This is a genomic window from Nocardioides sp. NBC_00368 (assembly GCF_036090055.1).
GTDB lineage: Bacteria > Actinomycetota > Actinomycetes > Propionibacteriales > Nocardioidaceae > Nocardioides.
The window spans coordinates 3815545-3839076 of the sequence record NZ_CP107970.1; the positions used below are offsets into that span (position 1 = coordinate 3815545).

Genomic DNA, 23532 nt, shown 5'->3' on the forward strand with positions numbered 1-23532 from the left:
GGGCCACCTGCACGTTGTGAGCGAGGGCTCGGCCGGGCTCAGTCGTACGCCAGGGGCTCCTCGATCACGTTCATCACAGCCCTGGCGACCCAGTAGTGACGGCCGCCGCGGCCCGAGCGGCCGGCCGGCTCGATCCACCCCCGCCGCTCGGCGTCCTGGATCAGGTTGCGGGCGCCCTGATTGGTCAGACCGGTCGCGTCCTGGACGCGCTTGACGGTCAGGTACGGGTTGGCGAACAGCAGCGTGACCAGCCCGGACAGGTTGGCGCGCGAGGTGGCTGCCTCGTCGAGGTAGCCCTCCCGGAGCGCGACCAGACGCTCCGACCGCGTCGTGGCGTCCTCGGCCGAGCGCCGCACCCCGGTGAGGAAGAACTGCAGCCACTCCTGCATCTCACCGCGCTCGCGGACGCCCTGCAGCCGCTGGTAGTAGGTCTGGCGATGCGCCTCGATGTAGCCGGAGAGATAGAGCAACGGCGTGGTCATCCGCCCCTCTTCCATCAGCATCAGGTTGATCAGCAGCCGGCCGATGCGCCCGTTGCCGTCGAGGAACGGGTGGATCGTCTCGAACTGGTAGTGCATCAGCGCGCAGCGCACCAGGGTCGGGCTGAGGTCGGGGACGTTGACGTACGCCTCCCAGTCGGCGATCAGCTCCGGCAGGTCGGGCGGGAGAGGTGGGACGTACGCGGCGGTGGTGGGGTCGTCGGTCGGCGACCCGACCCAGACCGGCATCCGCCGGAACTCGCCGGGGTGGCGCTCGTGGCCCCGGACGCCGGTGAGGAGGGTCTTGTGGAGCTCGAGGACGAGGCGCTGGCTGAGCGGCCAGCTCTTGATGAGCTCGAAGCCCTGGCGGGTCGCGGCGAGGTAGGCCTTGACCTCGGCGACGTCCTCGCTCCTGGTCGCCTGACCGCTGGCCTCGTCCTGGAGCACCTCCTTCAGGGAGGTCTGGGTGCCCTCGATCCGCGAGGAGGCGACCGCTTCCTGAGTCAGGTAGGGCCCGATCAACAGCTCGGGGTCCTGGATCAGCGCGCTCACGCCCTGCAGGCGCCCCAGCGCGGCATCGGCGTCCGAGAGCGCCTTCACGGTGAGTGGCCGGAGGGCCAGGTCACGCGGGATGTGTGCGGGCAGGTAGTACCAGTAGGCCCACTTGTTGCCCGGCTCCCGGGTCGCCCGGCCGAACTGCGGAGCGTCGTACCTCTCCGGATCCATGACCAGCCAACTTACCACTCAAGCGCCCGTTGAGTTGGAAGTTGACGAGAACTTCCAACTGGGCGTGGGGAGTTCCTGACAACCTCCAACTCCACCCCGGACCTAGGCTGGGGATCGTGCAGTTCGGACAGTATCCCGCTCCCCGTCATACGATCGCCCACCTCTCCGATACCCACCTCTACGCCGGTGACCGGCGGATCTTCGGCAAGGTCGACCCGACGCCCGGATTCGAGCGTGCCCTGGACCGGCTGCGTGGGATGACCGTGCCGCCGCAGGCGATCGTCTTCACCGGCGACCTCGCCGACCTGGGCGAGCGCGACGCCTACGTGCGCCTTCGCAAGCAGGTCGAGCCGGTCGCCGCCGACCTCGGCGCCGAGATCATCTGGGTGATGGGCAACCACGACGAGCGCGAGGTCTACTCCGAGGTGCTCTTCGGGGAGGCGTCCGACGCCCCGCAGGACCGGGTCTATGACATCCACGGCCTGCGGATCATCGCCCTGGACACCACCGTGCCCGGCTGGCACCACGGCGACATCACCCAGGAACAGCTGGACTGGCTGAGCGACGTGCTCGCCGAGCCGGCACCGCACGGCACCCTGCTCACGATGCATCACCCGCCGATCCCGCTCCCCCTCAACGAGGCCAGCGTGATCATCGAGCTCGACGGCCAGGACCGGCTGGCTCCCGTGCTGCAAGGCACCGACGTACGCGCCGTTCTCGCAGGTCACCTGCACTACTCGACCAGCACCACCTTCGCCGGCATCCCGGTCTCGGTGGCCTCTGCGAGCTGCTACACCGCGGCGCCCGCGACGCTCGACCGCTACTCCGCCTCCGTCGACGGACACCAGGCGATCTCGCTGGTCCATCTCTACGACGAGGGCGCCGGCGGCATCCCCGGGGCGCCGGTCGTCCACACCACCGTGCCCATCGGCGAGGCACCCGAGGTCGCCGGCTTCCCCGCCTCGGTCCTGGAGAAGCTCGGGCCCATGACCCCAGCCGAGCGTCGTGACCTGTTCTCCCGCAAGGGCAAGGCCGCCCGCGCGCTGCGGCGTCAGCTTCGAGACTGACCGAGGCCGCCTCGATCTCCGACTCGAGGCTGATGTGGGCCTACGTCCGGGCCCGGGACGATGGCTGTGACACGTCGACGACGACAGGAGCAGCCATGTCTCGGACCCTCGTCCGCACCGGCACCGCAGCGCTGGCGGCGGTGCTTCTTCCCCTCACCGCCGTCCCGGTGGCGTACGCCGATCCTGATCCTGGCCTCGACCGTGCTGCGGTCGCGCCGGACCCGACCGCGCTGACCCGGGAGGCGACTGCGATCGCCGAGCAGGCCGCCGCCGATCGGAAGGGCCTCCGGGCCCGGTCCGCTGCTCCCAGCGCCGCCGACCTCGACCGTGCGGTCGACGCGCTCATCGACGACGGGGCCGTCGGGGTCACCGCCCGGGTCGAGACGCCCGACCTGGTGTGGTCGGGGGCGGGCGGCGTACGCGAGGTCGGGAAGAAGAGGCCGGTCCGGCCGGGCGACCGCTTCCACATCGCGAGCAACACCAAGACGCTGATCGCGACCCTGGTGATGCAGGAGGTCGAGCGCGGCAGCTGGACCCTGGACACGCCCGCGAACGACCTGCTCCCGGGCACCTTCCCCGACGGCGTCACGATCCGGCACCTGCTCAGCCACACCTCCGGCGCCCCGCGCGGACCCGAGGAGATCCTCTTCGACCGTGTCGAGGACCCGACCTCGTGGGACCAGCTGATCGACGCGCTCGGGCAGTACTACCCCGAGGCCGAGCACCTCGCCTTCATGCGCGGCGCCGGCTGGCTCTTCGAACCCGGCACCGACTTCTCCTACTCCAACTACGGCTACGTCGCGCTCGGCGTCATGCTCGAGAAGGAGACCGGCGAGCGGATCGAGGATCTCGTACGCGACCGGGTGCTCGAACCCGCAGGCATGCGTCAGAGCGCGTACCCGACCGAGGCCCGCAACCGCGGCCCGTTCCTCGAGGACGCCGGCCACTACGAGGGCCGCTGGCGGCCGATGACCGACCTGCACCCGAGCATCTTCCACGCCGCCGGGGCCCCGACGAGCACCACCGAGGACCTCGCCGACCTCGACGAGGCGCTCCTCACCGGGCAGCTGGTCCGCCCGGAGACCGTCGAGAAGATGCTGCCGCCGATCGCGGGCAGCGCCGACCCGGAGTACGGGTTCGGGATCTACCGGGTCGCCGACCCGTGCAACCCCGGCGAATACCTCTACGGCCACGACGGTGCCCACATGGGTGCGCAGTCGATCAGCTGGGGCTCACCGGACGGCGCCCGCCAGATCACGCTCGGCTGGACCGGTCGCAACTGGGACAGCACCGACCCGATCTACGACCTCGGTCTCCTGCTCGAGCCCATGCTGCTGGCGACCTGCTGAGACGCCGGGTGCCGTCGTCGGCCTCAGGGTCGCAGGATGCGACGCTCGATGGCCGTGGCGACGGCGCCGGCGCGGGTGTCGACGCCGAGCTTGGTGTAGATGTGCGAGAGGTGGGACTTGACCGTCGCCTCGCTGACCAGGAGCTCGCGGGCCATCTCCTTGTTGCCCAGACCCTTGGCGAGCAGGCGCAGGATCTCGACCTCGCGCGGACTCACCTTCGGCGCCGGCGAGGCGGCCCGCTGCAGCAGCCGGGTGGCGACCGATGGGGCCAGGACGGTCTCCCCGCGGGCGGTGCCGCGGATCGCGCGGAAGAGCTCGTCGGGCGGAGCGTCCTTCAACAGGTAGCCGGCCGCACCGGCATCGACGGCCTCGAGGACGTCGGCCTCGGTGTCGTACGTCGTCAGCACCAGCACCTGCGGCGGCGCCGGCAGGTCGCGGACCAGTCGGGTGGTCTCCGCGCCGCCGGGTCCCTCGCCGAGGCTGAGATCCATCAGCACCACGTCCGGCTTCGTCTCGCCGACGACCGCGACGGCCTGGGCCGAGTCGGCGGCCTCGCCGACCACGTCCAGGTCGTCCTGGGCGTCCACCAGGGCGCGTACGCCGGCCCGGACCACCGGATGGTCGTCGACCAGCACCACCCGGATGTGTTGCTCAACCACGACGTTCCTCCCCCTGGATGGATGCTGACGGTCCGGCCGCGAACGACACGGCGACCACCGTGCCCTCGCCCGTAGCGCTCTCGATGACCAAGTCTCCCCCGAGCAAGCGGGCACGGGCCCGCATTCCGGCCAGGCCGTGTCCGCGCAGGCCGTCCGGCTCGTCCTTCAGATCGGCCGGGTCGAAACCGGCCCCGTCGTCGCGTACGTCCAGGGCGACCTCGCCCTCGTGGAAGGTGAGGGAGACGACCGCAGTGGTCGCGCCGGCGTGCTCGGCGACGTTGGCGAGGGCGCCTCGGAGGGTGCGTACGACGGCCGTCGCGACCCGCCCGCCGACCTCGTGCGGGTCGCCGTGGACGTGGACCGGGACGTCGAGACCGGTGGTGGCGGCGACGTCGTCGGCGACCTGGCGTACGGCCGTGGCCAGAGCCGATCCGCCGGCGAGCTCGGCGGGGGCGAGATCGCGTACGACCCGACGGGCCTCGTCGAGCGAGGAGCGGGCCATGCCGGCCGCCTGGTCGACGTGATCGCGGGCGTCGGCCGGGCGCGACTCCCACTCCTGGTCGGCGGCCTGGAGCAGCAGGTTGATGCTGGTCAGGCCCTGGGCGACGCTGTCGTGGATCTCCCGGCTCAGCCGCGCGCGCTCGGCCACCACACCGGCTCGACGCTCGGCGTCGGCGACCTCGTCCTGGGCCGCCTCGAGCTCGTTGAGGAGGAGGCGACGGGTGGCCGCGTCGCGCTCGAGGGCGCGGTAGGCGGTCACCGCGAGCACGGCGACGCAGACCGGGCCGAGCAGCACGGTCGGGTCGGCCAGGCCGGTCATCCGGCTCCAGGCGACCGCGACGACCGCGACCAGGAAGACCGTGGCGGCCACGGCCCACCGGAAGGGCAGCACCCGCAGCGCCAGGAACACCAGCGGCACCGCCGCCCACGAGAAGGACGGCGCGATCAGCGCCAGCACGGTCCAGCAGGCGACCACGGCGGCCAGCCACACGACTGCGGCCGTGCCGGTGAGACGGCGGCCCGCGGCGTACGCGATCAGGAGGACGGCGGCGCCCGGCAGGACCACCTCGGCCTGGTCACCGAGGCCGTGGCCCTGCAGGTAGCGCGCGACCGAGGCGACGACGAGCACCACCAGTGAGATGTGGAGCCAGCGGTCGAGCAGCGTCTGGCCGGCCAGGATCCCACCGGCGGCGGATGGCGTTGGCCCTGGAGCTGGCACGGCGTCGGTCGACATGGTCGTTCCAGGCTAGGCCGGTGGCGGGGTCCTGGCATCATCCGATCGGCTATCCGGGGTGTCGCCGAACGGCTATCCAGACGTCGCCGGTCACCCGATGTCCGGGCCCTTCCCGACGGCGATGGTTGATGCATCAGCTCGACCAACAGACCGAACATCGGAGGAGCACCACCATGCGTACGTCCCGAATCGCCGCCCTCGCCGGCCTGGCCGGCATCGCCGCCTCGGCCACCCTGTCCTTCACCGCCCTCGGCACGGGCACCGCGGCCAACGCCGCGGAGGGCCGGCCGGCGAGCTACCTGCTCGAGGGCGAGCCGGCCGCCCAGGGCGGCTCGAAGTTCGAGGGCATCGGCGTGGACCAGGAGTCCGGGACGTTCTACGTCAGCGAGGTCACCGGCGGTGAGATCCAGCGCGGCACCGCCGACCGGGCCCAGGCCGAGGAGTGGCTGGCCGGTGACGGCACCGACGGCCGCTACACCGCTCGCGGCATCACCGTCGACGACGAGGGCCGCATCTACATCGCCGGCGGCCCGAACGGCACCGACAACGACCGCCCCGACCTGTGGGTCTACAGCCCTGAGGGCGAACTGCTGGCGGCGCTTCGCGTCCCTGACAACAACGCGTTCCTGAACGACGTCGCGATCGGCCCGGACGGGGCTGCGTACTTCACCAACTCCAACGACCCGACGATCATCCGCGTTGCCGAGGGTGCCGACGGCTGGGAGGCCACCGAGTGGGCCGACGGCAGCTCGCTGATCACCCGCCAGGAGGGCTTCAACCTCGGTGGCATCGTGCTGAGCACCGACCGCTCGGCCTTCGTGGTCGCCCAGGGCAACACCGGCCGGCTGTGGCGCTTCTCGGTCGCGACCGGTGAGGTCAGCGCGATCGACACCGACGGCGCCGACCTGCGCAACGCCGACGGCCTGATCCGGCAGGGCCGCGACCTCGCGGTGATCCGCAACTTCGACAAGCAGATCGTGCACCTGGAGCTGAACCGGTCCGCCACCTCGGCCGAGCACGTCTCGTCGCGCGCGACCGACCCGAACCGCGTCTTCACCACCGGCAAGCTGCTCGACGGCCGGATGCTGCTGGTCGACAGCCACTTCGACGAGCAGACCGCCCAGGGGCCGTACGAGATCGTCACCGCACGGATGCCGCGATGACGCTGTCCACATCGGTGCGGCCACACCTGCGGTGGTCGATGGCCGCCGCGGCGCTGACCGTGCTTCTGGCAGGCTGCGCCGCGGCGCCGTCGGAGACCACCCAGCGGTCTCCGTCGAGCTCTGCACCGGCCCCGTCCGAGGCGGCGAGGAGCACCCCCGAACCCGATCCCGAGGAGCGACAGCGGATGAACGCGCAGCTGATCAAGGCCGCCTGGGACAACGACGTGGCACGTGCCCGCGAGCTGATCCGGGCCGGTGCCGACGTCAACCACCAGGACGACACCCAGCAGAGCGCCTACCTCATCGCCGCGAGCGAGGGCTACGTCGACCTGCTCGACCTGACGCTGCGCAACGGCGCCGACATCAACGCCAAGGACTCCTACGACGGCACCGCACTGATCCGCGCCGCCGAGCGTGGGCACGCCGACATCGTCGGGCGCCTGGTGCAGGCCGGCATCGACCTGGACCACGTCAACAACCTGGGCTGGACGGCACTGCACGAGGCGGTCGTCCTGGGTGACGACGGCCCGGACGCCGCCGACACCGTACGGGTGCTCGTCGCGGCCGGCGTGGACATCTCGATCAAGGCCGGCCGGGACGGGAAGACCGCCCTCCAGCACGCCGAGGAGCGCGGGTTCGACGCGATCGTGTCGACGCTGCGTACCGCTTCTTCCGAGGGCGCCGACGGCGACGCCCAGCTCCTGCGTGCCGCTTCCGCGGGTGACGCCGACGCGGCCGCGGCGGCTCTTCGAGGCGGCGCCGACCTGGAGGCACGCGACGGCAACCGGCGTACGCCGCTGCTGCTCGCGGTCACCGAGGACCGCCTCTCCACGGCTCGACTGCTCGTTCACCTCGGCGCAGACCCGGACGCGCTCGACGGTCAGCACGACACCCCGTGGCTGGTCACCGGAGTCACCGGCAGCGTCCCGATGGCCGAGCTGCTGCTCACCGCCGACCCGGACCTGACCGTGCGCAACCGCTACGGCGGCGTCTCGATCATCCCGGCCAGCGAGCGCGGCCACGCCGACTACGTGGAGCGGGTCGCTCGCACCGAGATCGACCTCGACCACGTCAACGACCTCGGCTGGACCGCGCTTCTCGAGGCCGTGATCCTGGGCGAGGGCTCCGACCGCTGGCAGCGCATCGTCCTCAGCCTGCTCGAGCACGGCGCCGACCCGAGCATCGCCGACCGCGACGGCGTGACTCCGCTCGAGCACGCCCGCAACCGCGGGTTCACCGAGATCGCACAGATCCTCGAGCAGCACGGCGGCTAATCCGCAGCTGTCCCACAGCTCGAGGCCCTGACCAGTCCCCCGCTGGTCGGGGCCTCGACCAGTCTCAACGGCCGCCGCGGCGGACCAGGCAGTACCGTCTGCAGGACGAGCGCGCAACGTGCAGGGTTCGGAGGCAGAGATGAGCGACAACTCGGTTCCGACGGGGTCGTTACGGGTCACGATCTGTGACACCGAGGAGACGCTCGCAGCGGCCGGTGTCCTGTTCGACGCCTATCGGCGCCACTACGGCATGCCTCCGCCGGACACGGGCGAATCCACCGTCGGTTGGCTCACCGAGATGGTCCGGTCGGACATGCTCACGATCTTCACGGCATCTGCGGCTGGTTCACCTCCGATCGGCCTCGCGACGAGTCATGTGATCCCTGCGTCTCTGGCCATGGGCCGGTTCTGGCAGCTGCGTGACCTGTACGTGCTTCCCCGGTCCCGGGGCCAGGGAGCCGCGGCCGCTCTCGTCGGCGCGGTCCGCGACGCGGCACGCACAGCAGGCGCAACACGACTTTCCCTCGTAACCGAACCCGACAACGAAGCCGCCCTCAGCCTCTATCGAAGACTCGGGTTCAGACCTGTTGAAGGTCTGGCATCGCTCAGCCTTGATCTCACCTAGCGTCGGCGCGCGCAGGCAGCGCCCGCTGGGTGAACGAAAATTCGTTCGCGGGGAAGTGCGGCTGGCTTTGGTGCTCGTCGAGAGTCCTTCTGGCCGCCACGGGGCGCCGCGGTTGAACCACGGCAGTGGCGAGCGTTGCGTGAACGCATCTCCGTCCGTGTGCGATGGACTGGTCATGAGAGTTCAACATCTGGCCCTGAGTCCCCCTGAGGAGTGCGTGGTGTACGCCGACCCCGAAGCCGACGACCACGCGGTCATTGCGGCCTCGATGGAGCATCCAGAGGCCTTCGGCGAACTGTTCGATCGCCACGCACGGGAATTGCACCGCTTCTTGAGCCGCCGGCTTGGGGAGCTCGCGGACGATCTGCTCGGCGAGCTCTTCGTGACGGCCTTCGAGCGCCGAGCGTCCTATCGTGCCGAACAGCCGGACGCTCGCCCGTGGCTGTACGGCATCGCGTCCAACCTGATTCGGCGCCACCACCGGGCTGAGGCGACGCGCTACCGCGCCCTGTCCCGCGTTCCGCTCGCGGCCGTGATGCCCGACTCCTCACCTGCGGCGGTCGCATCGGCCGACTCCGCGACCATCCGCCCACGCCTCGCTGACGCTCTCGCGTCGCTCAAGGCTGCCGACCGCGACGTACTGCTCCTGCTGGCCTGGGGCCAGCTTGCCCAGGCCGAAGCCGCGACGGCTCTTGGCATTCCGGTCGGAACCGTTCGTTCCCGCCTGCACCGAGCTCGTCAGCAACTGCGCCCGATCCTCGACGACCTGCAAGGAGAACTGTGATGACTGACCTCAAGACCATTGACCGCCTCGGGCCCGCCCCGAGCCCGCTCTCGGAGACCTCTCTGTCAGCGGCCAGAGCGCGCCTGGATTCCGCCATCACGCAGTCACGCGGCAGTGTGCAGAGTCGGCCGAGGCGGCGCCTGCCGCTCCTCGCAGCCGCAGCGGCCGCTGCCGTCGGTCTCGCTGTCGTCCCTGCCCTGGTCGGCAGCGACAACTCGATCGCCCTGGCAGCCGTTGACCCGATGACCTTCCCGTGGACGCCGAGTGCGGTGCCAACTGGTCTTGGCCAGCCCGTCTTCGAGAAGGACTCGAACTTCATCGCGGCCCGCTACGGCGACCAGTTGAATGGAATCAGCATTACAACAGACGTTGCGGAGGAGGACTTCTGGACGATCCCTGCGGGTGCCCGGTCCGCTGACGTGGACGGCGACGAAGCGAAGGTCTACGAGCGCACCGTCCACAACGGAAGCGCCGAGGGTGCGAATGCGGTCACGGTCGTCTGGAAGGACGACGCCAACGACTGGACTGCCGTCACCGGATCTGGCCAGTACGCCGACGCCGATCGCATGGTTACCTTTGCAGAGGCATTGCGCGACCAGCCTCAGCGCGTGGATCTGAGCCTCAGCGTTGCTCCTGCGGGATGGACGATGGCCGCGTACAAGGAGGATCGAATCCTGACCCTCTCCGAGTCCGGCGAGCCTGACGACAACGACCTGACGGTCGCGCTGACCGACCACGTCAGCACGAACCTTTCGGCATACGGCGCGGAGGACGAGTCGGCGGTGACCATTAACGGCCGCCCGGCGCTCGTCGGTATGCAGCCGTCCGATGCGGGCGATTTCCGATGGATCCTCGAAGCCACCGCTGCAAGCGGCCAGGCGTTTGCTCTGCAGGCTCCCGGCGGCCTCACACGAGACCAGGTCATCGCGGTCGCAGAGGGCGTCACCTACAAGCCGTGACACTCGCGCGGACGGGCGGGCATGCGCAAGATCCGGATGCCCGCCCGTCGCCAGGATAAGTCGACACTCCCGTTGGTGCGGTCAATAGATCGCGGACGTACTTCCCCGCGCCAACGAGTTTCATTCGCCCGGCTGGCACAAGTCAGACGTGTCTGCCACGCGGCGGCAACGGCAGGAACATCGACGTACGCGCGGCGTACTCGGGGTAGCCAGGTCGCTTCATCATGGTCTTCTCCAGCAGCCGGGCTCCGGTCGCGTGGACCAGGAAGTAGGTCATCGCCACCGGTGCGACGACGGTCACCGGGGCCACCCACCAGCCGGTGGCTGCCGCGATCAGCCAGATGCCCCACCACACGCAGGCGTCGCCGAAGTAGTTCGGGTGCCGGGTGTAGCGCCACAGGCCCGAGTCCATCACCGGTGGCCGGTCCGCGGAGCGCTTGTACGCCGCGAGCTGGGCGTCGCCGACCGCCTCGAAGCCGACGCCGACCGCCCAGAGCAGGGCACCGATGGCCACGAGCCACCACAGCGGGTCAGAGCCCGTGACCGCGATCGCCTGGATCGGCCAGGAGACCAGCCAGGCGGCGAGACCCTGGATACCGAAGACCCGCAGCGCGGCCTTCCCGAACGGGATGTCCCCGAGCATCTCGGCGTAGCGCGGGTCCTCGCCTGCGCCGTGGTTGCGACGGTGCATGTGCAGGGCCAGGCGCAGGCCCCACACCCCGACCAGTGCCAGCACGATCCAGGGCAGCGGGCCCGAGGTGCCGATCCCGACGGAGAGGACCGCGCTGCCGGCCGCCACCGCGACGAACGCGAGACCCCACGTCGTATCGACCACGGAGAACCTCCCGGCCCGTCGGGCGGCGATCGTGGTGATGATCATCAGCACCGCGACGACGGCGGCAGTGGCGCCGCTGACGAGGAGCAGGTCGCGGATCAACGAGCCTCGTCGCGGGTGAAGGTGAGCTGCTGGACGTCGATGTAGCCGGCCGCGAACCCGGCCCGGGAGTACTCCAGGTAGAAGTGCCACATCCGCAGGAAGGTTTCGTCGAAGCCGAGCGCTCTGACCTCGTCGGCCCGGTCGCGTACGGCGAGGTCCCAGCGCCGCAGGGTCTCGGCGTAGTGCGGGCCGAAGGAGAGGCGGCTGCGGATCCGGAGCCGGGTGTGCGCCTCGGTGACGTCGGTGATCGCCTCGGTCGAGGGCAGCAGCCCCCCGGGGAAGATGTACTTGGTGATCCAGGTCTCGGTGTTCCGAGTGGCCAGCATCCGGTCGTGCGGCATGGTGATCGCCTGGATCACCGCGGTGCCGCCCGGGGCCAGGACCTCGTCGATCTTCGCGAAGTAGACCGGCCAGAACCGCTCCCCGACCGCCTCGATCATCTCGACCGAGACCACCGCGTCGTACGTCCCGTCGACGGCCCGGTAGTCGCGCAGCTCCACGTCAACCCGATGGGCCAGACCAGCTGCGCCGATCCGGCGCCGCGCCAGGTCGGCCTGCTCGACGGAGAGGGTCACCGTGGTGACCTGGGCGCCACGAGCGGCGGCCCGCAGGGCGAGCTCGCCCCAGCCGGTGCCGATCTCGAGCAGCCGGGTGCCCGGGCCGACTCCGGCCTCGTCGAGGATCCGGTCGATCTTGCGGTGCTGGGCGAGCGCCAGGTCCTCCGTCGAGGGCAGGGAGGAGAAGAGGGCCGAGGAGTAGCTCATCGTCGGGTCGAGGAAGAGCGCGAACAACTCGTTCGACAGGTCGTAGTGGTGCCCGATGTGCTCGCGCGCGTTCTCCGGCGTGTTCAGGTCCTTCGCGCCGCGGCGTCGCTCGTAGACCCCGCGCAGCCGCTGCGCCCACCCGGGGAGGAGACCGTCGAGGTCCCGGCACAGCACGGTCAAGGTCTCCCCCAGCTCCGGGGCGTCCCAGGCACCGGTCATGTACGCCTCGCCGAAGCCGATCAGCCCGTGCCGGCTGAGCCTGGCGTAGAACTCCTCCGGCCGGCGCAGCACGATGTCGGCCGGGCTGCCGTCCTGGCTGACGCTGATCCCGAGCCGCTTCGTGGCGGCCCGGAAGACGGTCGCCGCAGCGGCCCCGGTGCCTCGGGTCACCAGGCCGGTGGGTGCTTCCTGCAGCATCGGCCAGCGCTCAGCTACCAGGGTCTGTGCGGTGGGGGCTTCGATGGTCTTCATCGGACTCCTTCTTGGTGGTGCAGCGGCCGTCTGTGGACCGGTAGGCGGCGTAGCCACAGCGATACGCCGTGGAGGCGGATCCAGACCGCGCCGAGGAACGCGGCGGGAGCAGAACGGAGCGTGTCCCCGAACCGCCCTTCGACCCGAGAGCCGCGGACGGAGGCGTCGAAGACGGTCCCGTCCTCGGTGGTCAGCCGGACGGCAACCCGGAGTCGCCCGTCGGGTGGCGGCACGGTCAGCTCGTAGTGGCCGTCAACGCCGTGGAACGGCGAGACGTACATCGCCTTCGCGACCTGTGCCCGGTGACGCTCGTCGGGGTGGACGAGGTAGGCGTGCCGGTCGCCGTAGGTGTTGTGCACCTCGACGACGGTGGCCAGCGGCTCCCCGGAGGCGGCCGTGCACCAGTAGACGCTGATCGGGTTGAACGAGAAACCGAAGGCCCTCGGCTGGGCCGCCATCAACACTCGGGCATCGCCCAGCTCGATGTCGTGGCGCTTCAGGAACGCGGCGAGATTCTCTCTGATCGAGAGCTCGGGGTCACCCAGATGGTCACGGGCCTCGAAGCGGCCGAGGGGCCCGTGATCGGGCAGCCGGTCCAGATCGACCACCTGCCAGTGGGAGCGGTGCACGAACCGGTTCCGCAGCGGCCCCCGCCGGGTGTGGCTGATCGTGGTGCGATACACGCCGGTCGCGTCGTCGGGGCGCTTCGCGGGAGCCGTCCAGGACAGCCCCAGCCGCTCGGCCGCCCGGGCACCGGAGCGAGCGCCGTCCTCGTGGAACCCCCACCCGCGCCAGGCACCGGCGAAGATGAGCCTGTCCGAGTCCAGCTCGTCGGCCCGCTGCTGGGCCGCCACCGACTCCGGGGTGTAGAGCGGGTGCTCGTACTCCATGGTGGCGATGACCTTCTCCGGATCGATCAGGTCTGCTCCGCCGAGCGTGACCAGGTGACGTACGCCTCCCGGAGTCGGCAGCCGCATCAACCGGGTGAGGTCGTAGGTGACCGTGACCTGGCCGCGGCCGGGGCGCTCCAGGTAGTTCCACGACGACCGGGTGTGCTCGCTGCGCGGCAGCAGGCTGGTGTCGGTGTGCAGCTGGGCCTGGTTGGCGGAGTAGGGGAAGGCGCCGAGGATCTCACGCTGGGTCGCCGTGGGCTCGCCCAGCATCGCCAGCGACTGCCCGGGATGGGTCGCCAGCACGGCGGCGTCGAAGGTCTCGGTGGTCCCGTTGCCGTCGGTGATCTCGACACCGGCACCGGTCTCGACCACGTTGACCACCTTCGTCGAGGTCAGCACCCGGCCGCCGCGGTCGCGGATCGCGGCGGCGACCCTCTGGACGTACGTCGCCGAACCGCCGGTGACCGTGCGCCAGCGCGGCGATCCGAAGACCTGCAGCATCCCGTGATGGCCGAGGAACTCGAAGAGGTAGCGGGCCGGGTAGCTCAGCGCCGTCGCCGGGTCGCAGGACCAGACCGCCGCGACCAGCGGCGCCATGAAGTGGCGGCGGAAGTGCGGCGTGAACCCGTGCTCGTCGAGGAACTCATCGAGCGTGCGGTCGTCGGGCTCGCCCTCGGCGAGCAGTGCCCGGGCCGCACGGTGGAACCGCGGGATCTCGGCGAGCATCCGCAGGTGCGCCGGTCGCAAGGCCCGCCGGTCGGGCAGCCCGCCGCGGATCCCGCGCGCGCCCGCGTACTCCACGCCCGCGTCGTCCGAACGCACCGACATCGACATCTCCGAGACCTGCGTCGGCACGTCGAGCTCGGCGAAGAGCCGCAGCAGCGTCGGATACGTACGCCGGTTGTGCACGATGAACCCGGTGTCGATCGCAAGCTCACTCCCGTCCGGCGTGATCACGCGGTGGGTGTCGGCATGGCCGCCCAGCCGGTCGTCGGCCTCGAAGAGGGTGACCGTGCCGTGCAGCGACGCGATGTAGGCGGCGGTCAGACCCGCGACGCCGCTCCCCACCACGGCGATCCGGCGTCGTTCGCGGTCGGGGCTGCTCATCGGGCTCCTCGTGGTCGAAGGGGGCGATCGGCGCAGAGGCGCTGTCACCCGGTCTTCGGTCACCGAGGCGAATCGGATTTGTTGTTCAGGTCATCGATTTCAGTCCTACGGCGGACGAAAGTTCGCTCGCTCGTCTCTCCCTTCTCCCGCGGGATGCTCCCCGCGTGAAAGAAGAGTCTCTTTCACGCGCAGCCCATGCCCGCTGCGACCACCGGAGCCCCCGATCGCGCGGGGTCAGCCGCGGCCGGCGTACGGCATCCCGGTGGCGAGGATGGTCATCGTGGGCACGCTGACGCCCAGGGGAAGCTGCGCCATGGCGACCACGGCGTCGGCCACGTGCTGGGGGTCGAAGGTCGGCTCGGGGCGTACGGCGCCGTCGGCCTGACGGGCGCCGACCGCGATGCCGGCGGTCATCTCGGTGGCCGCGTTGCCGATGTCGATCTGGCCGACCGCGATGTCGTGGGCGCGGCCGTCCAGGGCGAGCGAGCGGGTGAGGCCGGTGATCGCGTGCTTGGAGGTGGTGTAGGCGGCGCTGCCGGGGCGGGGTACGTGGGCGGAGATCGAGCCGTTGTTGATGATCCGCCCGCCGCGCGGCTCCTGGCGCTTCATCTGGGCGAAGGCCTCGCGGGCGCACAGGAACGAGCCGGTGACGTTGACCGCCAGGGTCGCGGCGAACTCCTCGGGCGGGATCTCGTCAGGATCTCCGCTCGGCCCGAAGGTTCCGGCGTTGTTGACCAGCAGATCGACGCGGCCCCACATCCCGACGACGGCGGCGAACGCCGCCTCCACCTCAGCAGCGGAGGCGACGTCCGTGGGCAGCACGAGGGACCGCGCCATCACCGACGCGGTCTCCTCGAGCGCGGCCTGCGTACGTCCGAGCAGGGCGACCTGGAAGCCGGCGCCGTCCAAGGCTTGGGCGATCACCCGCCCCAGGCCGGAGCCGGCGCCGGTGACGACCGCGATCGGCATCAGCCGAACTGCCGCGAGAGGACCGCGTGGCGGTTGACGTCCTTGTAGAGCAGGTAGCGGAACCGGCCGGGGCCGCCGGCGTAGCAGGCCTGCGGGCAGAAGGCGCGCAGCCACATGAAGTCGCCCTCCTGCACCTCCACCCAGTCCTTGTTGAGCAGGTAGACGGCCTTGCCCTCCAGGACGTAGAGCCCGTGCTCCATCACGTGCGTCTCCGGGAACGGGATCGCACCGCCGGGCTCGAAGCTGACGATGTTGACGTGCATGTCGTGGCGTACGTCATCGGGGTCGACGAAGCGCTGGGTCTTCCAGGCACCGTTGGTGCCCGGCATCTCGCCGCCGGGCACGTCGACCTCGTTGGTGACGAACGGCTCCGGCACGTCGATGCCCTCGACCCGCTGGTAGGCCTTGCGGATCCAGTGGAAGCGCGCGACCTGGTCGCTGGTGTTGTGCAGCGTCCAGGCGGAGCCGGGCGGGAGGAAGGCGTAGCCGCCGGGGGCGAGGTCGTGCTTCTCCCCGCTGATCGAGAGCGTCAGCGCCCCCTCGACCACGAACAGGACGCCCTCGGCGCCCGGGTCGAGCTCGGGCTTGTCGCTGCCGCCGCCGGCCGAGACCTCGACGATGTATTGCGAGAACGTCTCGGCGAAGCCCGAGAGCGGCCGGGCGATCACCCACAGCCGGGTGCCCTCCCAGAACGGGAGCTTGCTGGTGACGATGTCGCGCATGGTGCCACGGGGGAGCACGGCGTACGCCTCGGTGAACACGGCCCGGTCGGTGGTCAGCTCACGCTGCGACGGGTGGCCGCCGGTCGGGGCGTAGTAGCGAGGTTCGCTCATGGTCGGGCTCCTTCTGTGGTGACTCTGCTGAGCAGCCGGCCCTGGGGCGCGGCCTCGATGTCGATCTTCTCGCCGCGCAGCCAGGTTGCGCGGACGACACCGGCGAGGGTGCGGCCGTGGTAGGGCGTGACGGCGTTCTTGTGATGGAGCCTTGCGGCGTCGACGACGAAGGTGTCGTCGGGGGCGAGGACCGCGAAGTCGGCGTCGTGCCCGACCGCGATCTGCCCCTTGCTCGGCAACCCGGCATGACGCGCGGGGGCCGCCGACATCCAGCGAGCGATGTCGGTGAGGGCGAAGCCGCGGGCCCGGGCCTCGGTCCAGACCGCCGCCAGACCGAGCTGGAGCGAGGAGATGCCGCCCCAGGCCACCCCGAAGTCGCCGGTGTCGAGGGCCTTCAGGTCGGGCGTCGAGGGCGAGTGGTCGGTGACCACCATGTCGATGACGCCGTCGCGCAGGCCCTGCCAGAGCAGCTCGCGGTTGGACGCCTCACGGATCGGCGGGCAGCACTTGTACTGCGTCGCGCCGTCGGGGATCTCCTCGGCAGCGAAGGTCAGGTAGTGAGGGCAGGTCTCGGCGGTGATCGGGACTCCGTCGCGACGGGCCGAGGCCAGCATCGCGAGTACGTCGGAGCTGGAGACGTGCAGGATGTGGACGCGGCAGCGGGTCCACCGGGCCAGCTCGATCACCTGGGCGATCGCCAGGTTCTCGGCGCCCCGCGGGCGGCTGTGCAGGAATCGTTCGTACGCCCCACCCCCTGCGGCGGGCGCGTGCTCGATCGCGTGGGCGTCCTCGGCGTGCACGATCAGCAGACCGTCGAAGGCCGCGATCTCGCGCATCGCGAGCTCGAGCTGATCGGCGTCGAGCGGCGGAAACTCGTCGACGCCCGAGTGCAGCAGGAAGCACTTGAACCCGGAGACACCCGCCTCGTGCAGCGGTCGCAGCTCGGCGACGTTGCCCGGGATGGCACCGCCCCAGAAGCCGACGTCGACGAAGGCCTGGCTCGCGGCGGTCTTGCGCTTGAGGTCGAGCGCCGGGAGGTCGCAGGTGGGCGGGATGCTGTTGAGCGGCATGTCGACGATCGTGGTGACCCCGCCCGCGGCCGCGGCCCGGGTCGCGGAGGCGAAGCCCTCCCACTCGGTGCGGCCCGGGTCGTTGACATGCACGTGGGCGTCGACGACCCCGGGCATCAGCACTTCGTCGTCGGCGAGCTCGACCACGCGGGCGGCGGTCAGGCCCGCCGGCTCGATCGCGACGATCTTCCCGTCGCTGATGCCGACACTGCCGGCCGTCTCACCGTCCGGAGTCACCATCCGCGCTGCCCGGATGACGACATCGAGATCTCGACTCACACCTTCACCTCTGCCTCATCGACTGCCTCTTCGACTGCCACCACCCGCGTACGCTGGCGCCCGAGGCCGGTCACCTCGGCCTCCACCACGTGCCCTTCGCGCAGGAAGGGCCGCGGCTCGGGCCGCAACGCTGCGACCCCGCCAGGCGTCCCGGTCAGCACCAGGTCGCCGGGTTCGAGTGTCATCAGCGTACTGAGGAACGCGAGGACATCACCGACGCCGTAGGCCATCCGCGCGGTCGTCCCGTGCTGTCTCCGCTCGCCGTCGACCCACAGCTGGAGGCCGAGGTCCTGCGGGTCGCCCACGGTGTCGGGCGTGACCAGCCACGGACCGATGGGCGTGAAGGTGTCGGCGCACTTCCCCTTCGCCCAGGTCGGCCCGGCCGCGATCCGTGCCCGCTCGCTCAGGTCGTCGGCCGTGAGATAGCCGCCGACCGCGGCCAGCGCCTGCCGGGGATCACGGCACCGGGAGAGCCGGCGCCCGACCACCACGCCCAGCTCGACCTCGTAGTCGGTCATCGTCGATCCGGGCGGCAGCTGGATCTCGTCGTGAGGCCCCACGACCGTCGTCGAGGGCTTGAGGAAGACGACCGGCTCGTCCGGGATCGCGACCCCGGCCTCCTCGGCGTGGTCCTCGTAGTTGAGCCCGACCCCGACGACCTTGCCCGGCCTCGCGACCGGCGGTCCGATCCGGGTGCCGTCGGGGACTCTCGGAAGTCGGCCCGAGGCGATCGCCTCCCGCACCGACGCGAGGCGCGCCGGGTCGCCGAGCAGACTGCCGTCGATCGCCGGCACCACAGCCGACAGGTCGCGCAGTATGTCCTGGTCGTCGAGGGCAGCCGGGCGCTCCTCGCCCGCCGGTCCCACACTCAGCAGTCTCATGCGTCCTCCTCGGATGCTGACCGAGGTATCTCGGTCTCGATGCGCTCCCCTCGCGGAACTCCACGAAGGAGGTGGGCGCTCACCGAGTTACCTCGGTGAACATTCCGCAGGCCGCTGTCGCGGGGCCCTCCGGATGCTGACCGAGGTACCTCGGTCTCGATGCACTCCCCTCGCGGAACTCCACGAAGGAGGTGGGCGCTCACCGAGTTACCTCGGTGAACATTCCGCGGGCCGCTCATGCGTCCTCCTCGATGAGATGGTCGGCGGCGATCCGCTCGGCGATCTGCTCGAGCAGGGCCGCTGCGTCGGTCAAGCAGCGCTCCCGGTCGGGCTCGATGTCCGTCAGGGCGTACGCCGCCCCGATCCCGGCCGCCCGCAGCCGGTCGTGGTCGAGGTGGTTGACCCCGCAGACCGCCACGACCGGGACGCCGGCCCTCGCGGCGGCCGCGGCGACGCCGGCCGGGGCCTTGCCGTGCAGGGTCTGCTCGTCGAGCGCCCCTTCGCCGGTGACGACGAGGGTCGCGCCCTCCAGCCCGGCCCCGAAGTCGACCAGCTCGAGTACGAGGTCGATCCCCGAGCGCAGCTCGGCGTCCAGGAGCGCGAGAGCCGCAAAGCCCACTCCGCCGGCAGCACCGGCGCCGGGGTGGTCCCGGAGATCGGCACCGGTCGCCTCCGCGACGACATCGGCCCAGTGAGCGAGCGCGGCGTCCAGGCGGCGCACCTGGTCGGGATCGGCGCCCTTCTGCGGCCCGTAGACCTCGGCCGCGCCGCGGGGTCCGGTGAGCGGGTTGTCGACGTCGCACGCGACGGTGATCTCGACCCCGTCGACCCGGCGGCGGAGGTCATCGAGGTCGAGTCGGGCCACCTGCTCCAGGCCGACTCCGCCCGCGGGCACCGGCGACCCGGACGCGGTCAGCAGCCCGGCGCCGAGCCCGCGGAGCAGACCCGCGCCGCCGTCGGTGCTGGCGCTGCCGCCGATACCGAGCACCACCCAGCGACAGCCCGCGTCGATCGCGGCCGCCATGGCCTGGCCGGCCCCGAGACTGGAGGCGCCCAGCGGATCCGGCGCGCGCGGCAGCCGGGCGAGCCCGGCCGCGTCGGCGAGCTCGACGACAGCGGTGTCGTCGCGCCGGGCGTACGCGGTCCGCACCGGCGACCCGGTCGGCCCGGTCACGGTGACCGGAACCAGGGTGAACCCGGCGGACTCAGCCGCCGCCAGGGTGCCGTCGCCGCCATCGGCGACCGGGATCGCGTCGACGACCATGTCGGGCCTCCCCCGGCGTAGGCCCGCCCTCACCGCCGCCGCGATCTCGGCAGCGGTGAGCGATCCCTTGAACTTGTCGGAGGCGACGAGCACGCGGACCATGAGTCAGTCCAGCGGGACGAGCGCGGTCGGGGCGTGCTCACCACGCTCGGCGAGCTCCTCGAACTCGACGACACCGTCGATCTCGACACCCATCGAGACGTTGGTGACACGCTCGAGGATGACCTCGACCAGCACCGGCACGCGATACTCGGCCTGAAGTGCCTTGGCCTTCTCGAAAGCGGCACCCAGATCGGCAGGGTCGGTGACCCGGATCGCCTTGCAGCCCAGCCCCTCGGCGACCTTGAGATGGTCGACGCCGTAGCCGTCGACCTCGGGGCTGTTGACGTTGTCGAAGGCGAGCTGGACGCAGTAGTCCATCGCGAACCCGCGCTGGGCCTGGCGGATGAGGCCGAGGTAGGAGTTGTTCACGACGACGTGGATGTAGGGGATGTTGAACTGGGCGCCGACCGCCAGCTCCTCGATCAGGAACTGGAAGTCGTAGTCGCCCGAGAGAGCGACGACCTGACCGTCAGGACAGGCGGTCGCGACCCCCAGCGCGGCCGGCAGGGTCCAGCCGAGCGGGCCCGCCTGACCTGCGTTGATCCAGTGCCGCGGCTGGTAGACGTGCAGCAGCTGCGCGGCCTGGATCTGGGACAGGCCGATCGTGGTGACGTACCGGGTGTCAGCGCCGAAGGCGCGGTTCATCTCCTCGTAGACCCGCTGCGGCTTGATCGGGACGTTGTCGAAATGGGTCTTGCGGTGCAGGGTCCGCTTGCGCTCGGCGCACTCCTCGGCCCAGGCCGTACGGCTCGGGATCCGGCCCGCGCTCGCCCACTCCCGGGCGACCTCGACGAGGACCTCCAGCGCCGCGCGGGCGTCGGAGACGATCGAGTAGTCCGGTGCGAAGACCCGGCCGATCTGGGTCGGCTCGATGTCGATGTGGACGAACGTACGTCCCCGGGTGTAGGTCTCGACCGAGCCCGTGTGGCGGTTGGCCCACCGGTTGCCGATGCCGAGGACGAAGTCGCTGGCGAGCATGGTCGCGTTGCCGTAGCGGTGGGAGGTCTGCAGGCCCACCATGCCCGCGTTGAGCGCATGATCGTCAGGGATCGTGCCCCAGCCCATCAGCGTCGGGACGACCGGGACGCCGGTGACCTCGGCGAGCTCGACCAGCAGGTCGGCGGCGTCGGCGTTGATCACGCCACCGCCCGCGACGATCAGCGGGCGCTCGGAGGCCAGCATCATCGTCAGCGCCTTCTCCGCCTGGGCACGGCTGGCCGCCGGCCGGGCGATCGGCAAGGGCTCGTACGTCTCGATGTCGAAGTCGATCTCGGCCAGCTGGACGTCGAGCGGGAGGTCGATCAGGACCGGGCCGGGACGTCCCTCGCGCATCAGTCGGAAGGCCTTCTGGAAAGTGCCGGGGACCTGGGCGGGCTCCATCACGGTGACCGCCATCTTGGTGAGCGGGCCGGCGATGGCGGCGATGTCGACCGCCTGGAAGTCCTCCTTGTGGAGCTTCGCGACCGGCGCCTGACCGGTGATGCACAGGATCGGGATCGAGTCGGCGGAGGCCGAGTAGAGGCCGGTGATCATGTCGGTGCCGGCGGGACCGGAGGTGCCGATGCAGACGCCGATGTTGCCGGCCTTGGCCCTGGTGTAGCCCTCGGCCATGTGGGAGGCCGCCTCGACGTGACGGGCGAGCACGTGGTCGAGACCACCGTGTGCACGCATCGCGCTGTAGAAGGGGTTGATCGCGGCACCGGGGAGGCCGAAGAGCTGGGTCGCGCCCTCCTTCTCCAGGATCAGGACGGCGGCGTCGACCGCGCGCATGCGTGCCATGTCAGTTCTCCCCCTTCGTGACGGAGCCGCTCAGTCGCTCGACGCCCCGCAGCAGGCCGGAGTGGTCCAGGCCGCCGTCGCCGTTGGCCCGGGCGCTCGCCATCAGCTGGGCGACCAGCGAGCCGAGCGGAACGACGACGCCGGCCTCGCGGGCAGCAGCAGTGACGATCCCCATGTCCTTGTGGTGCAGGTCGATCCGGAAGCCTGGCTGGAAGGAGCGGGTCAGCATGTTCTCCTTCTTCTGGTTGAGCACCGCCGATCCGGCCAGCCCGCCACCGAGCACCTCGAGGGCGGCCTTGGTGTCCACGCCGTACGCCTCGAGGAAGACGACCGCCTCGGACAGCGCCTGGATGTTGGCGGCGACGATGAGCTGGTTGGCCGCCTTGACCGTCTGGCCGGCGCCGCTCGGGCCGACGTGGACGATGGTCTTGCCGACCGCGTCGAAGAGCGGCTTCGCGGTGGCAAAGTCGTCGGCCGCGCCGCCGACCATGATCGAGAGGGCCGCATTCTTCGCGCCCGCCTCGCCACCGGAGACCGGGGCGTCGAGGATGCGGAAGCCGCGGGCGGTGGCCTGCTCGGCGAGCGCCGTGGTCACGTCGGGCCGGATGCTCGAGAAGTCGATGATCAGCGCGCCGGCGGGGGCGGACTCGAGGACCCCACCCTCGGCGGCGAGGACCTCCTCGACGTGCGGCGAGTCCGGGACCATGACGCAGACGACCTCGGCGTCACGGCAGGCGTCGGCGGTGGAGGTGGCGGCGCGGCCGCCCGCGGCGGCCAGGGCCTGGGCACGCTCGGGGTTGTGGTCGAAGCCGGCGACGGTGTGGCCGGCCTCGACGAGGTGGGCTGCCATCGGGCTGCCCATGATGCCGAGGCCGATGAAGGCGATGTTGGTCATGATGTTCCCTCCTACGGGGTCGTCAGTGGGTGGCGGTGGTGGCGGCGCGGCGCTCCCGCGGCAGCCAGCCGAAGCTCTCGGGCGAAGAGGTCGAGGGCTTGTACTCCAGCCCGACCCAGCCGGCGTATCCGGCCGCCTCGAGGGCGGCGAGCTGCCGCTCGAGCGGGAGCTCACCGGTGCCGGGCTCGTTGCGTCCCGGAGCATCGGCGATCTGGACGTGCGCGATGCGGGCGGCGTACGCAGCGATCACCGCATCGACGTCGTCGCCGTTCACGGCGAGGTGGTAGAGGTCGGCGAGCAGGCCGACGTTGGGCTCGCCGGCGCGGTCGATCGCGGCCACCGCGTCAGCGGCGGTGAGCAGCGGGTAGCGGTCGGCGCCGCTGACCGGCTCGACCAGCACGGTGCCGCCGATGCCGGCCGCGGCGCGGGCGGCCAGTGCGAGGTTCTCGGCGCCGAGCTCGTCCTGCGCCTCTGGGTCGGCGCCCTCGACGCGGTTGCCGTAGAGCGCGTTGAACGCGGTGCAGCCGAGGCGCTCGCCGATGCCGATGGTGACGTCGATGTTGTCGCGGAACTCCGCCGACCGGGCCGGCCAGGAGACCAGGCCGCGATCGCCGGCAGGCATGTCGCCGGCGAAGAAATTGAGGCCGACCAGGTGCACCCCGGCGTCCCGGACGGCGGCGACGAACGCGTCCACGTCGGTGTCGGAGGGCACCGCCTCGGCGAAGGGCCACCAGAACTCCACCGCGTCGAAGCCGGCGGCCTTCACTGCCGCGGGGCGCTCGAGCAGCGGGAGCTCGGTGAACAGGATCGAGCAGTTCACCTCGTAGCGGAGCTGGTGGGACATCCTCACCATTCCTTCCGTAATGCGGAATTTGATTTCTGACATTCGAAATATAAGGATGTGAGCGGAGTCACGTCAACCCGATGCGGTCATCAGGCCGCAAACTGATGAAGAAACGACAACGGGCC

At 70.9% G+C, this 23532-nt stretch carries 21 protein-coding genes; 7 read left to right on the forward strand and 14 right to left on the reverse strand.

The annotated features are described in order from the left end of the window. Positions 1 to 38 precede the first annotated feature (38 nt). Positions 39 to 1205: a Fic family protein gene (locus OG984_RS18170; RefSeq protein WP_328527626.1), complete on the reverse strand. Its 1167-nt coding sequence runs from the start codon at positions 1203 to 1205 to the stop codon at positions 39 to 41. Between the two features lie 116 nt (positions 1206 to 1321). On the opposite strand from OG984_RS18170, the gene OG984_RS18175 reads away from it, so the two are divergent. Beyond that, positions 1322 to 2272 (forward strand): metallophosphoesterase, encoded by a 951-nt coding sequence (locus OG984_RS18175; RefSeq protein WP_328527627.1) that lies wholly within the window; start codon positions 1322 to 1324, stop codon positions 2270 to 2272. 95 nt (positions 2273 to 2367) lie between these two features. After that, entirely contained in the window at positions 2368 to 3621 is a 1254-nt protein-coding gene (locus OG984_RS18180; protein ID WP_328527628.1) for a serine hydrolase domain-containing protein, read from the forward strand. A 23-nt stretch (positions 3622 to 3644) separates the two neighbouring features. Here the strand turns inward: OG984_RS18180 and OG984_RS18185 are convergent, their stop codons facing one another. After that, complete coding sequence (locus OG984_RS18185) at positions 3645 to 4280, reverse strand: response regulator transcription factor (protein WP_328527629.1); 636 nt, start codon at positions 4278 to 4280, stop codon at positions 3645 to 3647. Next, the gene (locus OG984_RS18190) at positions 4273 to 5514 is read right to left on the reverse strand and encodes a sensor histidine kinase (RefSeq protein ID WP_328527630.1); all 1242 of its coding nucleotides are present in this window, start codon (positions 5512 to 5514) and stop codon (positions 4273 to 4275) included. The genes OG984_RS18185 and OG984_RS18190 overlap by 8 nt, the downstream gene beginning before the upstream one ends. 173 nt (positions 5515 to 5687) lie before the next feature. Here OG984_RS18190 and OG984_RS18195 point away from each other — a divergent pair, with 173 nt between their 5' ends. The 5 genes from OG984_RS18195 to OG984_RS18215 all read left to right on the forward strand — a co-directional run bounded on the left by OG984_RS18195 (position 5688) and on the right by OG984_RS18215 (position 10319). After that, positions 5688 to 6677: an SMP-30/gluconolactonase/LRE family protein gene (locus OG984_RS18195; RefSeq protein WP_328527631.1), complete on the forward strand. Its 990-nt coding sequence runs from the start codon at positions 5688 to 5690 to the stop codon at positions 6675 to 6677. Next, positions 6674 to 7951: an ankyrin repeat domain-containing protein gene (locus OG984_RS18200; RefSeq protein WP_328527632.1), complete on the forward strand. Its 1278-nt coding sequence runs from the start codon at positions 6674 to 6676 to the stop codon at positions 7949 to 7951. Before OG984_RS18195 ends, OG984_RS18200 begins: the two co-directional genes overlap by 4 nt. A gap of 139 nt (positions 7952 to 8090) precedes the next feature. Further along, a complete protein-coding gene (locus tag OG984_RS18205) occupies positions 8091 to 8576 on the forward strand; it encodes a GNAT family N-acetyltransferase (protein ID WP_328527633.1) in 486 nt (161 codons plus the stop codon). A gap of 220 nt (positions 8577 to 8796) precedes the next feature. After that, on the forward strand, positions 8797 to 9360 hold the full coding sequence (locus tag OG984_RS18210) for an RNA polymerase sigma factor (protein ID WP_328527634.1): 564 nt from the start codon (positions 8797 to 8799) through the stop codon (positions 9358 to 9360). Beyond that, positions 9360 to 10319 carry a hypothetical protein gene (locus OG984_RS18215; protein WP_328527635.1) on the forward strand — a complete coding sequence of 320 codons (960 nt, stop codon included), beginning with the start codon at positions 9360 to 9362 and terminating at the stop codon, positions 10317 to 10319. Before OG984_RS18210 ends, OG984_RS18215 begins: the two co-directional genes overlap by 1 nt. A 142-nt stretch (positions 10320 to 10461) precedes the next feature. Here the strand turns inward: OG984_RS18215 and OG984_RS18220 are convergent, their stop codons facing one another. From OG984_RS18220 to OG984_RS18270, 11 genes are all read right to left on the reverse strand, one after another. After that, a complete protein-coding gene (locus tag OG984_RS18220; RefSeq protein ID WP_328527636.1) occupies positions 10462 to 11256 on the reverse strand; it encodes a DUF1295 domain-containing protein in 795 nt (264 codons plus the stop codon). Continuing rightward, complete coding sequence (locus OG984_RS18225) at positions 11253 to 12491, reverse strand: cyclopropane-fatty-acyl-phospholipid synthase family protein (protein ID WP_328527637.1); 1239 nt, start codon at positions 12489 to 12491, stop codon at positions 11253 to 11255. The genes OG984_RS18220 and OG984_RS18225 overlap by 4 nt, the downstream gene beginning before the upstream one ends. Further along, positions 12488 to 14491 carry an FAD-dependent oxidoreductase gene (locus OG984_RS18230; RefSeq protein WP_328527638.1) on the reverse strand — a complete coding sequence of 668 codons (2004 nt, stop codon included), beginning with the start codon at positions 14489 to 14491 and terminating at the stop codon, positions 12488 to 12490. Before OG984_RS18230 ends, OG984_RS18225 begins: the two co-directional genes overlap by 4 nt. Positions 14492 to 14725: 234 nt before the next feature. Then, entirely contained in the window at positions 14726 to 15460 is a 735-nt protein-coding gene (locus OG984_RS18235; protein WP_328527639.1) for an SDR family oxidoreductase, read from the reverse strand. Further along, positions 15460 to 16293, reverse strand: a complete 834-nt coding sequence (locus tag OG984_RS18240; RefSeq protein WP_328527640.1) for a bifunctional allantoicase/(S)-ureidoglycine aminohydrolase — start codon at positions 16291 to 16293, stop codon at positions 15460 to 15462. Before OG984_RS18240 ends, OG984_RS18235 begins: the two co-directional genes overlap by 1 nt. Continuing rightward, positions 16290 to 17642 carry an allantoinase AllB gene (allB, locus tag OG984_RS18245; RefSeq protein ID WP_328527641.1) on the reverse strand — a complete coding sequence of 451 codons (1353 nt, stop codon included), beginning with the start codon at positions 17640 to 17642 and terminating at the stop codon, positions 16290 to 16292. Before allB ends, OG984_RS18240 begins: the two co-directional genes overlap by 4 nt. Then, positions 17639 to 18523: a fumarylacetoacetate hydrolase family protein gene (locus OG984_RS18250; RefSeq protein ID WP_328527642.1), complete on the reverse strand. Its 885-nt coding sequence runs from the start codon at positions 18521 to 18523 to the stop codon at positions 17639 to 17641. Before OG984_RS18250 ends, allB begins: the two co-directional genes overlap by 4 nt. A 235-nt stretch (positions 18524 to 18758) precedes the next feature. Then, a complete protein-coding gene (locus OG984_RS18255) occupies positions 18759 to 19889 on the reverse strand; it encodes a glycerate kinase (protein WP_328527643.1) in 1131 nt (376 codons plus the stop codon). Between the two features lie 3 nt (positions 19890 to 19892). Then, the gene (gcl, locus tag OG984_RS18260) at positions 19893 to 21668 is read right to left on the reverse strand and encodes a glyoxylate carboligase (RefSeq protein ID WP_328527644.1); all 1776 of its coding nucleotides are present in this window, start codon (positions 21666 to 21668) and stop codon (positions 19893 to 19895) included. A gap of 1 nt (position 21669) precedes the next feature. Next, positions 21670 to 22563, reverse strand: coding sequence for a 2-hydroxy-3-oxopropionate reductase (locus tag OG984_RS18265; protein WP_328527645.1), 894 nt, complete (start codon positions 22561 to 22563; stop codon positions 21670 to 21672). A 22-nt stretch (positions 22564 to 22585) separates the two neighbouring features. Next, a complete protein-coding gene (locus OG984_RS18270; protein WP_328527646.1) occupies positions 22586 to 23407 on the reverse strand; it encodes a hydroxypyruvate isomerase family protein in 822 nt (273 codons plus the stop codon). Positions 23408 to 23532: the final 125 nt, after the last annotated feature.

Excerpts from the sequence above, each read along its gene's own strand:
- OG984_RS18170 (WP_328527626.1), bottom strand. The coding sequence starts at position 1,205 with ATGGATCCGGAGAGGTACGACGCTCCGCAGTTCGGCCGGGCGACCCGG.
- OG984_RS18180 (WP_328527628.1), top strand. The coding sequence starts at position 2,368 with ATGTCTCGGACCCTCGTCCGCACCGGCACCGCAGCGCTGGCGGCGGTG.
- OG984_RS18190 (WP_328527630.1), bottom strand. The coding sequence starts at position 5,514 with ATGTCGACCGACGCCGTGCCAGCTCCAGGGCCAACGCCATCCGCCGCC.
- OG984_RS18195 (WP_328527631.1), top strand. The coding sequence starts at position 5,688 with ATGCGTACGTCCCGAATCGCCGCCCTCGCCGGCCTGGCCGGCATCGCC.
- OG984_RS18200 (WP_328527632.1), top strand. The coding sequence starts at position 6,674 with ATGACGCTGTCCACATCGGTGCGGCCACACCTGCGGTGGTCGATGGCC.
- OG984_RS18205 (WP_328527633.1), top strand. The coding sequence starts at position 8,091 with ATGAGCGACAACTCGGTTCCGACGGGGTCGTTACGGGTCACGATCTGT.
- OG984_RS18215 (WP_328527635.1), top strand. The coding sequence starts at position 9,360 with ATGACTGACCTCAAGACCATTGACCGCCTCGGGCCCGCCCCGAGCCCG.
- OG984_RS18225 (WP_328527637.1), bottom strand. The coding sequence starts at position 12,491 with ATGAAGACCATCGAAGCCCCCACCGCACAGACCCTGGTAGCTGAGCGC.
- OG984_RS18230 (WP_328527638.1), bottom strand. The coding sequence starts at position 14,491 with ATGAGCAGCCCCGACCGCGAACGACGCCGGATCGCCGTGGTGGGGAGC.
- OG984_RS18235 (WP_328527639.1), bottom strand. The coding sequence starts at position 15,460 with ATGCCGATCGCGGTCGTCACCGGCGCCGGCTCCGGCCTGGGGCGGGTG.
- OG984_RS18240 (WP_328527640.1), bottom strand. The coding sequence starts at position 16,293 with ATGAGCGAACCTCGCTACTACGCCCCGACCGGCGGCCACCCGTCGCAG.
- OG984_RS18250 (WP_328527642.1), bottom strand. The coding sequence starts at position 18,523 with ATGAGACTGCTGAGTGTGGGACCGGCGGGCGAGGAGCGCCCGGCTGCC.
- OG984_RS18255 (WP_328527643.1), bottom strand. The coding sequence starts at position 19,889 with ATGGTCCGCGTGCTCGTCGCCTCCGACAAGTTCAAGGGATCGCTCACC.
- gcl (WP_328527644.1), bottom strand. The coding sequence starts at position 21,668 with ATGGCACGCATGCGCGCGGTCGACGCCGCCGTCCTGATCCTGGAGAAG.
- OG984_RS18265 (WP_328527645.1), bottom strand. The coding sequence starts at position 22,563 with ATGACCAACATCGCCTTCATCGGCCTCGGCATCATGGGCAGCCCGATG.
- OG984_RS18270 (WP_328527646.1), bottom strand. The coding sequence starts at position 23,407 with ATGTCCCACCAGCTCCGCTACGAGGTGAACTGCTCGATCCTGTTCACC.